We start from the raw sequence: 13,904 nt of genomic DNA, 5'->3' as shown, positions 1-13,904 counted from the left end.
CCTGGTTCAGCTCTTCGCGTCCGTCTTCCAGTCCTGGGCCAGGAGTCCGAGGAGCACCTCGTCGAGGAACTCGCCCATCACCCAGGCCGAGGAGCGCAGCCGGCCCTCACGGACGAAGCCGTTGCTCTCGGCGGCCCGCAGCATGGCGGCGTTGTCCTCGAGCGTCTCGATCTGGAGCCGGTGCAGGCTGCGCACGACGAAGCCGTAGTGACACAGCACGCCGACCACGTCGGTGCCGTAGCCCTTGCCGCGCGCGGACGGCAGCAGTCCCAGTCCGATGTGCGCGGACCGGTGATGGGTGTCGATGCCCCACAGCGTCGCCGTGCCGAGCAGGGTGCCGCCCTCCAGCTCCACCACGGAGAACGGGACGGCTCCGTCGTTCTTGTCGTCCACCACGAGCCGCGGATCCTTCGCGCCGGGCGCGATCGGCCGCCACGGCCTGGACTCGGCCCGCGAGGAACCGGCCACGTCGTCGTAGAGCTCGGTCCGCAGGACCGGGATGTCCTCCTCGTGGCGGGCCCTGAGCCCGACCTTGTTGCCCCTCAGCATGCGAGCTTCCTATCCGACCGGGTCGAGCGGCGGCAAGCGAATTGGCGGCCGTCTCAGTCGGCGTGGGCCGGACGGGAGACGCTGTCACGGTCCGCCCGTCCGCGCGCCCCGAGGTCCGGGCGCCGACGAGGGGACGCGGGGGCGGTGAGGACCGCGAGGCAGGCGACGACCAGGGCGATGCCCGTCCAGCCCGCGGCGGGCAGGCGTTCACCCACGACCGCGACCGCCAGGACCGCCGCGACGGCCGGTTCGAGCAGGGACAGGGTGGTGGCGGTGCTGGCCGGCACGCGCGCGAGACCCCGGCCGAACAGGACGTACCCGGCGAACATCGGGACGAGCGCCATGTAGGCGCCTACGGCCGCGTGCGGCCAGGAGGCGACGAGCGGAGCCCCGGTGACGAGCAGCACGGGCAGCAGGAGCAGCCCGCCGAGCCCGAAGACGGCTCCCATCGCCGCCCGGGAGGGGACCCCCCGGGTGATGAGCCGGTGCGCCGCCCAGGAGTAGAGCGCGTAGGTCGCGGCGGCGACGAGGCCGAGTCCGATCCCGAGCAGCGTGCGGGCCGGGGAGGCCGCCTGCGCGCCGTCGCCGGCACGGGCGGCTTCGGCCACGCACAGCAGGAGCGTGCCGAGCAGACCGAGAGCGGCCGAGGCCGTCCAGCGACGGGTGAGACGGCGGCCGTCCACGACCCGTTCGATCAGTGCGGAGACGAGCGGCGCGGTACCGATGGACACCACCGTGCCGACGGCCACTCCGGCCAGATGCATGGAGCTGTAGAACGCCGGCGGGTAGACAACCACCGAGACGGCGCCCAGCACCACCGTGCCGCGCCGGTCGCGCAGGGCGGCGGAGCTGCGGGCGATCTGCCGCGTCGCGGTGAGGGCCTGGAGGATTCCGCCCAGGCCCATGGCGACGGCGCCGATGGCGAGCGGCCCGACACCGGGGGCGAGGGTGGCGGCGGTGCCCGTGGTCCCCCACAGCACCGAGGCGACCAGCACGCACAGCGCCCCCGCGCCCGCGGACCGGCCCCGGCCCGAGCCCGTCACAGCCGGTCCAGCAGCGTGACGGCCATCGACCTGGCGTGCCGGACCCGTTCGCCGTCGCCCTCCAGGCCGGCGCGCGCCATCGCGCCCTCCAGCAGGAAGGCGAGGTGCTCGGCCAGCGTGCGCGCCTCGTCCGGCCTGCCGGGCAGCAGCTCCTCGACATGCGCGGCGAGCAGCCGCTCCACCTCCTCCTTGTGGGCGCGGACCACGTCCCGCCCTTCGTCGCCGACGGGCAGTTCCGCGGCGGCGTTGAGCAGGCCGCAGCCCCGGAAGCCGTGCTCGTAGGCGAAGGCGGCGTGGTCGGCGTAGGCGTCGAACACGGCCAGTACGCCCTCGCGCGGCCCCCGCGCCCGCTCCAGGCGCGCCCGGTAGAGACCGAGCCACTCCTCGTGCCGGGCGTCGAGGTAGACCCGGACCAGGTCGGCCTTGGAGGAGAAGTTGTTGTACAGGCTCATCTTGGCCACGCCGGCCTCGGCCGTGATCGTGTCGATGCCCGTCGCCGCCACACCGTCGGCGTAGAACCGGCGCGCCGCCGCCGCCAGCAGCCGCTCCCGCGCCGGCCGCCGACGGCCGCTCCCGCTCTCGGGCACTCTCATCACAGCCGATCTAGGTAGGTAGGTCTACCTATATTAGCGGCCGGGCCCGGCGCACGGCAAGAGAGGCCCGGAGCGGTGGACAGGGGAGAGGGAGCGCGGGTGCGGGAGCGCGGCGGTGGTCAGGACGGGGTGGGTGTTCCCGCGGACCGGGCCTGGCGGCGGGTGCGCAGCCGGCCCCGGCGCCCGGCCGTGCGCAGGAACACGACCGTGGGGACGGCGCAGACGACGATGGCGAAGACACTGGCCTCGGGACCGAAGCCGCCTCCGGTGATCGCCTCGGGACCCGACAGGACCCCGTGGAGCAGCCCGGCGGGCATGTCCTCGTTCCCCGAGACCGTGACACCGAAGATCCCGCTCAGGGCGAAGTTCCAGCCGAAGTGCAGGCCGATCGGCAGCCAGAGCGTGCGGGCGGCGGCGTAGGCCGCGCCGAGCATCAGGCCCGCCTCGATGGCGATGGCGAGCGCACCCCACACGGTGGCGCCCGAGTTGACCAGGTGCAGGGCTCCGAACAGCAGCCCTGAGACGGCCAACGCCCCTCGGGTGCCGAGGAGATCCTCGACGAGGCGGAAGACGACGCCCCGGAAGAGCAGTTCCTCGACGACCGCGATCCCCGCCATCATCCCGAGGACGGTCACCGCACCGCCCACGGACACCCCGCCCTTCGTTCCGTATCCGCCGCACAGGGCGATCGCCGCGAGCGTCACCATGAAGGCGCCGAGGCCGGTCAAGACGCCCGTGCGCAGCCCGGACCGGGCCCCGGCCGGGTCCAGTTCGGGTACGGGACGCTGCTCCAGGAACCGCACCGCCGCCGCGTAGACCGTCAGGGACAGCAGCACGGTCGCCGCACCGGCCACCAGGGACAGCACCGGGTTGTCGCCCGCCACGCCCCGCATCCCGGCGGCGACCCCCGTCACCAGCACGAACAGCACCACGAGCAGCGGCAGCCGGGCCCCGGCCGGCCACACCCGCCGCGTGGGCTCGAACGGGGTCTGCGAGAAGCGGCCCTTCACCCACCGCACCGCCTGCGCGTCCCGAAGCGACATCACGTTCCTCCCTCGTCGACCGGCGGCCCGGCCGCCCCTGCGTCGGGAGGAACGCTATGAGCGGGGCAGGCCCCCGGGCGTCACCCCGGGGTGGACGATCACGTGTAGCTCGCACGGGGGACAACGCAGCGGGCAGACGGTCCTCGGCCCCCAACGAGGGTGCTCGCGAGCGCAGTTGCCGGCGGAGGCGGGAGCGGGCGCTTCGCGGGCTCAGTCCCGCGCGTCGACCAGGCCCGCCCGGTGGGCGAACACGACCGCCTGGACGCGGTCGCGCAGACCGAGCTTGGTCAGGATGCGTGACACGTACGTCTTGACCGTCTCCCGGCTGAGGACCATCCGCTCGGCGATCTCGGCGTTGGACAGCCCCTCGGCGATGAGTGCGAGCACCTCGGTCTCGCGGGGTGCCAGGGCCGACACCGCCCCGGCCCGGGCCGCCCCGCGCGCCTCGGCCGGACGGATGCGGTCGGCGAACCTGCCGACCAACTGCCGGGTGACGGCGGGCGCCAGCAGGGACTCCCCCAGGGCGACGGTACGGATGCCCTGCACGAGTTCGCGCGGCGGTGAGTCCTTGAGCAGGAACCCGCTCGCACCGGCCCGCAGGGCCTCGTACACGTACTCGTCGAGGTTGAACGTGGTGACCACGAGGACCTTCACCGGGTCGGTGACAGCGGGTCCGGCCAGCAGCCGGGTCGCCTCGATGCCGTCCAGCAGTGGCATCCGGATGTCCATCACCACCACGTCCGGGCGCAGCCGTGCCGCCGCCCGGACCGCCGCGTGGCCGTCGGCCGCCTCCCCCACGACCTCAAGATCGGGCTGGGCGCCGATGATGGTGACGTAGCCCGCGCGCACGAGTTCCTGGTCGTCGCACACCAGGACCCTGACCGTGTTCGTCATCGGGGGCCCGCAGCCGTCCGCCGGCCGTCGCGGCCGGGAGGGGTGTCGGGGCCGGAAGGGGTTTCGTGGCTCGTGGAGGGGATCCGGGCGGTCACGGTGAAGCCGCCGTCCGGGCCCGCGCCGGCCGTCAGTTCACCGCCGAACACCCCCACCCGCTCACGCAGTCCGATCAGGCCGTACCCGCCGCCGCGGCCCAGCCCGGTGACGGCCACGGCCCCTGCGGCGGGCTTGCCCTCCGTCATCACTTCCACCTCGATGCCGTGCGGTTCGTAGCGGACGGTGACGGACGTCCGGTGGCCCGGTGCGTGCTTGAGGGCGTTGGTCAGCGCCTCCTGCACCACACGGTAGACGGCGAGCTCGACACCCGAAGCCATCACCGGCCGCTCCCCCGTCCGGGTCAGTTCCACGGGCTGGCCCGCCGCCCGCAGCTGGTCGACGAGGTCGGCCAGCCGCCCGGGCGCCGGCGCGCGGTCCGCCGGATCGGCCACGCCCGGCCTCCCGTCGGCCGCCGCGGCGACAAAGTCCGAGACGCCGGAGTCCTTGTCGCCAAAGGCCGTGCCGCCTGACCCCGGGTCGCCGGGGGCCTTCAGCAGGCCCAGCAGGTGCCGCAGGTCGGTCAGTGCGTGGCGGCCCGAGTCGCCGATCGCGTCGAGTCCGTCGGCCGCCCGGCCAGGGGCGTCGGCGAGCAGATACCGGGCCGCGTCCGCCTGCACGACCATCGCGGTGACATGGTGGGTCACCACATCGTGCAACTCCCGTGCGATGCGGGCCCGTTCCTGGGCGATCGCCGCCTGCACACTGCGGCGACGCCGCTCCCCCTCCCCCGCCCGCCGGGACCGGACCGCCCGGCCCGCCCCCCAACAGGCCGCCAGCGCGAGGAAGATGAGACAGAAGTCGGAAACCCGCTGCGGTGAACCCCTCCCGTGCAGCGCGACGGCGAACAACACGTACGACCCCACGGCCGCGGCGAGCGCCGCCACGAGGCCTGTCCCGTCGGCGCGTTCGGCGTGGGCTCCCGCGCCGTACAGGGCGACGTACAGCCCCACACTGGCGAACGTGGAGGGATAGGCGGCCAGTTGATGCAGTGCGAAGGCCGCGGCGACCAGGGCCAGGCACACCCCCGGTGAGCGCCGACGCAGCATCAGGGGCAGCCACAGGAACGTCGTCACCAGGACGCCGGGACCGTCGAGGGGGCGCTTGGCGAGGTCGCCGAACTCGGCGCCGAGCGGCGCGGTCACGGGCGCGAACACGACCGGCGCCAGCGCGAGCGTGAACAGCCCGTCACGTACCGGCACGCCGAGGGTGTTCCAGCGCGCCAGGAGGCCTCGATCGCCCTTGATCCGTGATGCCGTCGTCGCTCCGAACACGGGCCGAGCGTAGCCAACGCGGTCCCGACGGCACCGCCGCCCAGGTGAGATGCAGGTCACATCGTTCCGGGCCGCTCGCCTGTCACATCTCGGAGGCGCGGATCGTCAGTGCTGTACAGACGTCATCACGGCAGGGAGATCACCATGGACGCTCGTCTCGACTTCTACACCAGCCCGCTGGCCGCCAAGTTCGCCAAGTACCTCAACGCCGCGGGCAAGGCCGTCTCGGAGTCCCCGCTGCCGGCCGCGACCCAGGAGCTGGTGAAGATCCGCGCCAGTCAGATCAACGGCTGCGGATTCTGCACCGACATGCACACCAAGGACGCGGCGCACGCGGGCGAGACCGCGCAGCGCCTCCACCTGGTCGCGGTCTGGAGGGAGGCCACGGTGTTCACCGACGCCGAGCGGGCCGCCCTGGAGCTGACCGAGGAAGGCACCCGCATCGCCGACGCCGCGGGCGGGGTCGGCGACGAGGCGTGGGCGAACGCCGCCAAGCACTTCGACGGGGAGCAACTGGCCGCACTGGTCTCCCTCATCGCCCTCATCAACGCCTACAACCGCCTCAACGTCATCGTCCGGCAGCCCGCCGGCGACTACCAGCCGGGGCAGTTCGGCTGACGGCGCCCGCGGCGGCACGGCACATGCCGGGCGCCGCCCGTACGTTCACGGGCGGCGCCTGACGTGCCGGGTGCGTCACTCGACCTTGGCCCAGTCGAGCGTGCGTTCCACCGCCTTCTTCCAGCCGGCGTACCCCTCGGCACGCCGGTCCTCGGACCACTGGGGCTCCCAGCGCTTCGACTCCTGCCAGTGGGTGCGCAGTTCGTCGGTGTCACGCCAGAATCCGGTGGCGAGACCCGCGGCGTAGGCGGCGCCGAGGGCGGTGGTCTCGGCGACCACCGGGCGGCTGACCGGTACTCCGAGGACGTCGGCCTGGATCTGCATGCACAGGTCGTTGGCGGTGACGCCGCCGTCGACCTTGAGCACGTCGAGGTGGACCCCGGAGTCCTGCTCCATGGCCTCGACGACGTCGCGGCTCTGGTAGCAGATGGACTCCAGGGTCGCCCGGGCCAGGTGACCGTTGTCGTTGTAGCGGGCCAGGCCGACGATCGCGCCGCGGGCGTCGGAGCGCCAGTAGGGGGCGAACAGACCCGAGAACGCGGGCACGAAGTACATCCCGCCGTTGTCCTCGACGGTGCGCGCCAGCGTCTCGCTCTCCGCCGCGTCCTTGATGATCTTCATCTGGTCGCGCAGCCACTGCACCGCGGACCCGGTGACGGCGATGGAGCCCTCCAGCGCGTAGACCGCCGGGCTGTCACCGAACTGGTACGCCACGGTCGTGAGCAGTCCGTGCTGGGAACGGACCAGCTCCGTACCGGTGTTGAGGACCAGGAAGTTGCCGGTGCCGTAGGTGTTCTTGGCCTCGCCCGGCGAGTAGCAGACCTGCCCCACGGTGGCCGCCTGCTGGTCGCCCAGCACCCCGGCGATGGGGATGGCGGCGCGCAGCGGCCGGGAGCTGCGGGTCACGCCGAACGCCTCGCGGTGGGAGGACGGGTTGATGGTCGGGAGCATCTGCCGGGGGATGTCGAAGAAGCTCAGCAGCTCGTCGTCCCAGTCGAGGGTCTCCAGGTCCATCAGCATGGTGCGGCTGGCGTTGGTCACGTCGGTGGCGTGGACGCCGCCGTCGGGACCACCGGTGAGGTTCCACAGGACCCACGCGTCCGTGTTGCCGAAGACGGCGTGACCGACTTCCGCCGCCTCGCGGACGCCGTCGACGTTCTCCAGGATCCACTGGATCTTGCCGCCGGAGAAGTAGGTCGCCGGTGGCAGGCCCGCCTTGCGGCGGATGACGTCGCCCCGGCCGGAGCGCTCCAGGGCCGCCGCGATGGAGTCGGTGCGGGTGTCCTGCCAGACGATGGCGTTGTAGTAGGGGCGTCCGTTGCGCGGGTCCCACACCACAGTGGTCTCGCGCTGGTTGGTGATGCCGATCGCGGCCAGGTCCTCGGGGGCGAGGTTGCCGTGCCGCAGCGCGTTCTGCATCACCGAGTTGGTGCGCTCCCAGATCTCCACCGGGTCGTGCTCGACCCATCCGGAGCGCGGCAGGATCTGCGCGTGCTCCAGCTGGTGCTTCGCCACCTCGTTGCCGGAGTGGTCGAAGATCATGAATCGGGTGCTGGTGGTGCCTTGGTCCACCGCGCCCACGAAGTCAGCCATGGGTTGCCGCCTCTGCTGTCGGGGTCATTCCTCGGGGGCCGGGACACGGCCGGGAGGCTCCGGCTCCGCGGTCGGCAGGAACCGGCCGATGAACATCTTGTAGAGGCCGGCGCCGAGTACGCCGCCGATCAGCGGACCGACGATCGGCACCCAGAAGTAGAGATTCCCGTACTGATCTCGCCAGGCCGTTCCGTAGCCCGTGATGAAACTGGCCAGTCTCGGCCCGAAGTCACGTGCCGGGTTGATCGCGTATCCGGCGTTCGTGCCCCACGCCATACCGATGGCCACGACGATCAGACCGACGATGAACGGGGCGAGGTTGGCACCCGGAGGGGTGTTCAGCAGGTCCGTGACGGCCAGGATCAGCAGAAGCAGGATGGCGGTGCCGATGACCTGGTCACGGAACGCACCCCACTCGTGGACCGGCAGGTTCGGGTTGCCGTTGGCGGGGAGGGTGGAGAACACGCCCTGTGTCTTGATGGTGTGTCCGGGGTCGGCTTTCGCCAGGGCCTCGGTGTAGTTCCACCGCACGATCAGCGCGGCCACGAAGGCGCCGGCGAACTGGGCCAGCGCATAGGGCGCCACCTTCTTCCAGGGGAATCCCTTGAAGGTGGCGAGGGCTACCGTCACCGCCGGATTGAGGTGGGCGCCGCTCAGTCGCGCGGCGACGTAGACGCCCAGGGTGACGCCGAGGCCCCAGGCCCAGGCGATGCTGTCGTGGTTTCCGAGTCCTCCCGGCGGTGTGGTGAGCGCTCCACCGGCGACCACCTGGGCCACCACGCCACAGCCGAAGAGGATGAGAATCATGGTGCCGGTGAATTCGGCCGCCAGCTCGCCGACCAATCCGGACCTTTTGAACCGCTCAGCCATGGAAGCCCGCTTCCCGCCGGCATCGAGCCGGCACGTCGACTGCTCGAGGTCTCCCGTAGAACAGCATAGGGCGATCATGGACTAATCGCACAAATGGAACATCACCATCTGTAGCCGGGCTCGGCGCGACCTCGGAGAAGGAGGGAATCCGGATGCGGTGCGGGACCGGACCGCGGGTGTCAGAGGGTCAGCAGACGGACGGCCACGGCCAGCGCCATACCTGCCGTGAGGACGGATCCCACGACGGTGAACACGAGGTCGACCGTCCGCGCGTCCCAGCCCCGGATCTCGAAGCGGCGGGGGTCCTCCGGGTCGTACAGGACCACGACGCGGGCGCCCACGCGGTAGGCGCCCGCGACGGACCCCCGGCCGAACCGGGAGGCGTGCTCACACGCCCGGCCGTCGCGGGTCGTCCAGGCCGCCACGGGGTGGTGGTAGGTGACCCCGTCGTCGTCGCGCCGGCTGTCGTGGCGGACGATCCGGCCCTCCGCGGTGACACCGGTGCGCCGCAGCGCGGCCGCCCGCCGCAGTCCGTACCCGCCGAAGCCGAGGAGGACCGTGCCGATGACGAGCGGGATGAGGGAGAAGAGCCATTCACGTTGCATGTGTGGTGCGACGCACCAGCAGGGCCCTCGGTTGCGGGTGAGGCGGGTGGGACAGCTGGGGCGACAAGGCCCCCGCCGGCGCGACCCTCGGGCGACGATCCGCAGGTCACCTCCCGCCGGGCGCCACCGGGCCGGCGAGCAGGGCGTCCAGCGCCGCGCGCGCCCCGGCGACTCCCCGCCGCCACTCCTCGCCCCGCAGGACCTCGGCGTCCTGGGCGACCGCCGGCTCGGCGCGGTGCGCGCAGTGGCCGTAGATCTGGTCGGCCACCCGGTCGCCGAGCAGTTCGTCGTAGTCGAACGTCCCCTCGAAGGCCGCCCAGGCCACCGCCGGCGTGTCCGCGCACAGCCGCCGGAGCACCGCGCGCGTGTAGTCGCGCAGGTCGAGCGAGGTGTCGTCGAAGTCGACGTCGTACGACACCAGGCCCAGCGGCCGGACGGCTTCGGGCTGCTCCTGCAGCGGGTACGGCAGGACGGCGTCGGGAACCAGACCGGCGAGGCGGAAGGCCTCGTCCGGCAGGGGCGTGTTGCCCGCGCCGACGACGAACACGTTCACCGACAGCGGCCCCCGCCAGCTCAACGCGTCATACATCCAGGTCCCCGTCACCCTTCGCCCCTCTCCGACCGCCTCCGGTCCCCTCGATGTCGTCACCATGATGCCCCGGTGCGGCCCCGCGGACGGCCCCGGCACCGTGCGCGGCAGCCGCTGGGACATGCAGCCGGGCGCGCAGCGACCGGGCGATCCGGTCGGCCTCGTCAGCCGTCACCTGCTCGCTCCCGGGCCGCCGGAGCAGGGCGAAGACGCCCGGCCCCCGGTGCTCCGGCGGCAGGTCCGCGGCGCGCGCGACGATGTGGAAGTGCACGTGCGAGAAGCCCTCGGCTTCGGCGAACTGGACGACGTAGGTCTTGGCGCAGCCGGTGACGCCGCGCAGCGCGCGGGACAGCTCCACCTGCCACGTGCCCAGGGCGGCCGCCTCGGCGTCGGTGAGGTCGTGGACGGCGGTGACGTGCCGCCGCGGCAGCAGCACCAGCCAGCCGGGCAGCGCGGTCCCGACGGCGTGGGCCACCCGCCAGTGCTCGTCGTACGCCACGCACTCACGCGGCGGGAGGTCCGCGAACTCCGCTTCCCTGCCGCACGTGTAACAGTCGGGAGTCGTCATGGACCGGGATCGTAGAACCGTTCCCCGGAGTTCGTGGGTGCGGCGGCGGTCGTCGGACGCCCGCTAGAGCAGGCGCAGGACGCCGACGACCTTGCCCAGGATCTGCGCCTGGTCGCCGCGGATCGGTTCGTAGGCCGGGTTGCGCGGCATCAGCCACACCTGCCCGTCCTGGCGGCGCAGTATCTTCACGGTGGCCTCGTCGCCGAGGAGCGCGGCGACCATGTCACCGTGATCGGCGCTGTCCTGGCGGCGCACGGTCACGATGTCGCCGTCGCAGATCGCCGCGTCGATCATGGAGTCGCCCGAGACGGCCAGGGCGAAGAGGTCGCCGTCCCCGACCACCTGGCGGGGCAGCGAGTAGACGTCCTCCACCATCTCCTCCGCCAGCAGCGGGGCGCCCGCGGCGATCCGCCCGACGAGCGGCACGTCCACCCGGGAGGCGTTCCCCTCGGCCGGGTCGGGCGACCAGGCGGTCCGCACGCGGTAGGCGCGCGGACGATGGGGGTCGCGGCACAGGACGCCCTTGCGTTCCAGGACCATGAGCTGGTGGGCGACCGAGGAGGTGCTGGCGAGGTCCACGGCCTGGCCGATCTCCCGCATCGACGGCGGGTAGCCCCGTCGGTCGACCGACTCCGTGATGAAGCGGACGATGGCCGACTGGCGGTCGGTCAGCTCTCCTTCGGCCGCCCGGGGGCCCGGTGGACGGCCCCGGCGGGCGGGGGTCGTGTTCTCCATCCCGGCACCTCCGTACAAGATCTTCGCTGAACGCGACCCTAACCCGTCATCCGGTGCAAATGGAACACCGATTCGATCGGGGGTCCGGAAACAGCGTGCGCGCGAGCGTCGTACGGACCCGGGAAAGGCGGTCGGGACCGTAGTGGCCGGGGGGCACATCACCGCGAAGACCCCAAGGGGACACCCGGATATAAGAGGTGTTTGACATTGTTTCAAATTGCGTCGAGAGAAAGGCTATTGACGATCGTATTGCGTGGGCGAAAGGGCGCACGCGCTCCGGCGTGCGGTGTAGCTTCTACCCGTCAGTAGGGGCTTGAGCAAGGGTGGAAGTGTGGTTGCCTCTCCGCATACCGATAAGTTCGCCGCCTGTCTTCGCATGCTGAAGGAGCGCAGCGGCCGGGGTTACGACCGCCTCGGCAAGGAGGCGGGCGTCAGTGGTTCCAGTCTGCATCGGTACTGCTCGGGGCTCGGTGTTCCGGCGGACTACCGGGTCGTGCACTCCTTCGCCAAGGTGTGCGGCGCCAGCGCGGAGGAACTCCGCGAACTGCACCGGCTCTGGGCACTGGCGGACACCGACCGGGACGCATCCGCCGGGACCGCCAAGGAGGACCCCGCGTCGGAACGCGAGGCCGCAGCGGAGAAGGGCGGGCGATCCGACGCCGAGGCGAGCCCCGCGGACGGCCCGGCGGCGACCACGGCTGCGGCCGGGGCCGCGGACACGGCTGCGGAGCCCGGGTCCCGGCAGGGCGCAGCACCCGCGGACGCGGGGGCGGGGGCGGGGGCGGACGACGTGGTCCCGCTGGAGATAGAGCTCGGTGCGGCGCGGCGGCCCGGGCGGTCCCGGATGCCCGAGAAGCTCTCGCCCCGTTTCGCGGTACTGGCGGCCGTGGTCGCGGTGCTGCTGGTGGCCGGTTTCGTGTGGCTGCCCGGTGGCCGTTCCGCCGACGGGTCGCCGACGGCGGAGGACGGACTGCTGTACTCCCCCGCGTGCAGAACGGTGAGCATGGGCCAGCACGACGAGTGCGTGCGCGAGGTCCAGAACCTGCTGGTGGCGGCGAAGGGCCGGCTCGCCGTCGACGGGGACTTCGGGCCGGAGACCCTGCGCAGGCTGACCGCCTTCCAGGTGCTGGCGGGCCTGCCGGCCAGCAACGTGGTCGACGAGACCACCAAGAAGGCGCTCTACGCGCGGAAGGTGAGCATGTCGACCTGGTCACCGGTCCGGGTGGCGGAGCGGATCCGCCAGGTGTTCACCGAGGATCCCGCGTCCGCGGTGGCCGTCGCCCGCTGCGCGTCGTTCCTGGACCCGCTGTGGGTCCTGCCCAACACCAACGGCAGCCGCAACTGGGGTGTCTTCCAGATCTCCGACGGCCGCCTGCGCGAGCTCGGCGGCACCCCGCTGCGGGCGTTCGACCCGGAGTGGAACATCAAGGCGGCCCACCGCCTGTGGAGTGCGCAGCACGACTTCCACGACTGGCCCTCCTGCGAGGCCGCGCTCAAGGACGAGCCGAAGGGCTGAAGGCGCGAAGCCCCGGGTACCGCCGCCGCGGTACCCGGGGTGCACGGTCGCGGCCGGGCCGCGACCGCGTCAGATCGTGCCGCTCTCCCACCACCAGTCGCGGCCCAGGTCGGCCCGGCTGTCGACGTGCTGGTGGTCGACGGTGTACCGCTCCAGGCCGGAGAACCCGCAGGTCTCCGCCTTCTGGTAGACGGTCTTGGTGGCGACGCCGGGCACGTCGAGGTCGGCCGCCGTGCCGTACAGGTGCATGCTGTCGCTGGCCCCGCCGATGTCGGCGTTGTGCGCGATGCTGCGGAAGCCGGAGTTGACCGTGATCGGCTTGTCCCCGAGCTTCTTGCGCAGCGCCTCCAGCTTGTACATGCAGCGGCGGGCGTTCTCCTTGGTCTGCGCCGCGCTCAGCTTGCCGCCGTTGAAGGTGCCGCTCGACTGGTCGACGAACTCGCTCCAGTTGAAGTGGGCCGTGGAGCCGTCCGACTGCTCCAGCGCGGTCAGCTTCGCCTGGGTGTTGGGGCCGGCGACCCCGTCGTCGTCGAGGCCGTACGCGGCCTGGAACCGCTTGACGGCCGCGAGCGTGCCGGGGCCGAAGTCGCCGTCGAGGCCGACCCGGGTGTGGCTCGCGCTGTCGGCGGCCCAGCCGGAGACCCGGATCTGGAGCTCGAGCACGTCGGCGCCGCTGTCGCCCTGCTTCATGGTGCGCGACCAGGAATAGGCCTGTGCGGTTCCGGAGAGCAGCAGCGGGCCGAACGCCAGGCCGGCGCCGACGGCCAGCGTGCCGCGCAGCATGCTTCGGCGGTCGAGGGGGCGGGCGGCGGAGCGCCCGGCGGCGGACCGGAAGAGGAAGGTCATCGTCGTCCTTTCGGAACGGTCGGAACGGTGGTGCGAGAAGTGCGGCAGGAGATCAGTAGGCGAGCTGGAAGTTCACGTTCTGCGCGTCGGTGTCGTAGGGGCCGACGCGCAGGACGAAGCGGGTGCCGTCCTTGACGTCGGTGGCGACCGTCGCCCACGGAGTGCCGTGCAGGGAGTAGGTGTTGTCGTGGTTGCACTTGTCGGTGTGGTCGACGAACACCACGCAGGCGTAGAGGAACGCGCCGTTGTCCGTGGTGAGCCGCATGTTGATGTCACCGCACCGCGAGGACGTGGTGAACGGCCCGAAGTCCTTGGGCCCCACCTGGTAGCGGTAGTTGAGGTTCTTCGCGCCGCCGTAGCAGCTGGTCGCCGCGGCCGAGGACTGTGCGGCGGCGGGCGCGGCACCCGCTGCCAGCAGTGCGGCCACGGTGACGAGAGCCGAGGCGAGCGCCCGGGTCTTGATCATGGTGGTCTC

General features: G+C 72.2%; 16 protein-coding genes. 2 read left to right on the top strand and 14 right to left on the bottom strand.

The window, feature by feature from the left end; all coding sequences use genetic code 11:
- Positions 1–6: 6 nt before the first annotated feature.
- From Saso_RS10775 to Saso_RS10750, 6 genes are all read right to left on the bottom strand, one after another.
- Positions 7–549: a GNAT family N-acetyltransferase gene (locus Saso_RS10775; protein WP_189918939.1), complete on the bottom strand. Its 543-nt coding sequence runs from the start codon at positions 547–549 to the stop codon at positions 7–9.
- Positions 550–602: 53 nt separating this feature from the next.
- Positions 603–1,592: a DMT family transporter gene (locus Saso_RS10770; protein ID WP_229901114.1), complete on the bottom strand. Its 990-nt coding sequence runs from the start codon at positions 1,590–1,592 to the stop codon at positions 603–605.
- Positions 1,589–2,185, bottom strand: coding sequence for a TetR/AcrR family transcriptional regulator (locus Saso_RS10765; protein WP_189918937.1), 597 nt, complete (start codon positions 2,183–2,185; stop codon positions 1,589–1,591). Before Saso_RS10765 ends, Saso_RS10770 begins: the two co-directional genes overlap by 4 nt.
- 119 nt (positions 2,186–2,304) lie before the next feature.
- The gene (locus Saso_RS10760) at positions 2,305–3,228 is read right to left on the bottom strand and encodes a CPBP family intramembrane glutamic endopeptidase (protein ID WP_189918935.1); all 924 of its coding nucleotides are present in this window, start codon (positions 3,226–3,228) and stop codon (positions 2,305–2,307) included.
- Positions 3,229–3,438: 210 nt separating this feature from the next.
- Positions 3,439–4,122, bottom strand: coding sequence for a response regulator (locus Saso_RS10755; RefSeq protein ID WP_189918933.1), 684 nt, complete (start codon positions 4,120–4,122; stop codon positions 3,439–3,441).
- Positions 4,119–5,489: a sensor histidine kinase gene (locus Saso_RS10750; protein WP_229901113.1), complete on the bottom strand. Its 1,371-nt coding sequence runs from the start codon at positions 5,487–5,489 to the stop codon at positions 4,119–4,121. The genes Saso_RS10755 and Saso_RS10750 overlap by 4 nt, the downstream gene beginning before the upstream one ends.
- 144 nt (positions 5,490–5,633) lie before the next feature.
- On the opposite strand from Saso_RS10750, the gene Saso_RS10745 reads away from it, so the two are divergent.
- Positions 5,634–6,107, top strand: a complete 474-nt coding sequence (locus tag Saso_RS10745) for a carboxymuconolactone decarboxylase family protein (protein WP_189918931.1) — start codon at positions 5,634–5,636, stop codon at positions 6,105–6,107.
- A 75-nt stretch (positions 6,108–6,182) separates the two neighbouring features.
- On the opposite strand, the gene glpK is transcribed toward Saso_RS10745, so the two are convergent.
- The 6 genes from glpK to lexA form a co-directional block, all read right to left on the bottom strand.
- Positions 6,183–7,700 carry a glycerol kinase GlpK gene (glpK, locus tag Saso_RS10740; RefSeq protein WP_189918928.1) on the bottom strand — a complete coding sequence of 506 codons (1,518 nt, stop codon included), beginning with the start codon at positions 7,698–7,700 and terminating at the stop codon, positions 6,183–6,185.
- A gap of 24 nt (positions 7,701–7,724) precedes the next feature.
- A complete protein-coding gene (locus Saso_RS10735; protein ID WP_189918926.1) occupies positions 7,725–8,570 on the bottom strand; it encodes an MIP/aquaporin family protein in 846 nt (281 codons plus the stop codon).
- Positions 8,571–8,749: 179 nt separating this feature from the next.
- A complete protein-coding gene (locus Saso_RS10730) occupies positions 8,750–9,175 on the bottom strand; it encodes a DUF3592 domain-containing protein (RefSeq protein ID WP_189918924.1) in 426 nt (141 codons plus the stop codon).
- 106 nt (positions 9,176–9,281) lie between these two features.
- Entirely contained in the window at positions 9,282–9,764 is a 483-nt protein-coding gene (locus Saso_RS10725) for a hypothetical protein (protein ID WP_189918922.1), read from the bottom strand.
- Positions 9,757–10,332, bottom strand: a complete 576-nt coding sequence (locus Saso_RS10720) for an HIT family protein (protein ID WP_189918920.1) — start codon at positions 10,330–10,332, stop codon at positions 9,757–9,759. Before Saso_RS10720 ends, Saso_RS10725 begins: the two co-directional genes overlap by 8 nt.
- Before the next feature lie 63 nt (positions 10,333–10,395).
- Positions 10,396–11,067 (bottom strand): transcriptional repressor LexA, encoded by a 672-nt coding sequence (gene lexA / locus Saso_RS10715; protein WP_189918918.1) that lies wholly within the window; start codon positions 11,065–11,067, stop codon positions 10,396–10,398.
- Positions 11,068–11,398: 331 nt separating this feature from the next.
- On the opposite strand from lexA, the gene Saso_RS10710 reads away from it, so the two are divergent.
- Positions 11,399–12,583: a helix-turn-helix domain-containing protein gene (locus Saso_RS10710; protein ID WP_268253197.1), complete on the top strand. Its 1,185-nt coding sequence runs from the start codon at positions 11,399–11,401 to the stop codon at positions 12,581–12,583.
- A 69-nt stretch (positions 12,584–12,652) separates the two neighbouring features.
- Here Saso_RS10710 and Saso_RS10705 read toward each other — a convergent pair whose 3' ends face one another.
- Together Saso_RS10705 and Saso_RS10700 are read right to left on the bottom strand one after the other, a co-directional pair.
- Positions 12,653–13,429, bottom strand: a complete 777-nt coding sequence (locus tag Saso_RS10705; protein WP_189918914.1) for a D-Ala-D-Ala carboxypeptidase family metallohydrolase — start codon at positions 13,427–13,429, stop codon at positions 12,653–12,655.
- A 52-nt stretch (positions 13,430–13,481) separates the two neighbouring features.
- Positions 13,482–13,895, bottom strand: a complete 414-nt coding sequence (locus tag Saso_RS10700) for a hypothetical protein (RefSeq protein ID WP_189918912.1) — start codon at positions 13,893–13,895, stop codon at positions 13,482–13,484.
- Between the last annotated feature and the right edge of the window lie 9 nt (positions 13,896–13,904).

It is taken from the genome of Streptomyces asoensis (genome assembly GCF_016860545.1).
Classification (GTDB): Bacteria; Actinomycetota; Actinomycetes; order Streptomycetales; family Streptomycetaceae; genus Streptomyces; species Streptomyces asoensis.
This window is presented reverse-complemented; position numbering and strand designations above follow the sequence as displayed.